Origin of the sequence: Pseudoalteromonas sp. SG43-7 (assembly GCF_014164295.1) — a bacterium.
Lineage (GTDB): Bacteria > Pseudomonadota > Gammaproteobacteria > Enterobacterales > Alteromonadaceae > Pseudoalteromonas > Pseudoalteromonas rhizosphaerae.
The window spans coordinates 1-382 of the sequence record NZ_JACJEY010000195.1 but is presented as its reverse complement, the minus strand read 5'-3'; the positions used below and the strand labels follow the sequence as shown (position 1 = coordinate 382).

Annotated in this window: 3 tRNA genes; all 3 read left to right on the top strand. The window is 42.1% G+C overall.

What is annotated here, in order from left to right:
- Positions 1–25: 25 nt before the first annotated feature.
- The 3 genes from H5200_RS23505 to H5200_RS23495 all read left to right on the top strand — a co-directional run bounded on the left by H5200_RS23505 (position 26) and on the right by H5200_RS23495 (position 358).
- A tRNA-Thr gene (locus H5200_RS23505) sits at positions 26–101 on the top strand.
- Positions 102–148: 47 nt separating this feature from the next.
- A tRNA-Phe gene (locus H5200_RS23500) sits at positions 149–224 on the top strand.
- Between the two features lie 58 nt (positions 225–282).
- Positions 283–358: transfer RNA gene (locus H5200_RS23495), tRNA-Thr, on the top strand.
- Positions 359–382: the final 24 nt, after the last annotated feature.

Below are 382 nucleotides of genomic sequence, written 5' to 3'. Positions count from 1 at the left end.
CGTGCCTTAGCACACAGTTTAGTGTGCCGACTTAGCTCAGCTGGTAGAGCAACTGACTTGTAATCAGTAGGTCAACCGTTCGACTCGGTTAGTCGGCACCATTTATTTAAATTAAATGTTTTAAACATTTAATTAGCACTGTTTAAGTGCCTCGATAGCTCAGTCGGTAGAGCAGAGGATTGAAAATCCTCGTGTCCGTGGTTCGATTCCGCGTCGAGGCACCATTTATCCAAAGTTATCAATCTTTAAAATTGAAACGTGCCTTAGCACACAGTTTAGTGTGCCGACTTAGCTCAGCTGGTAGAGCAACTGACTTGTAATCAGTAGGTCAACCGTTCGACTCGGTTAGTCGGCACCATTTATTTAAATTAAATGTTTTAAA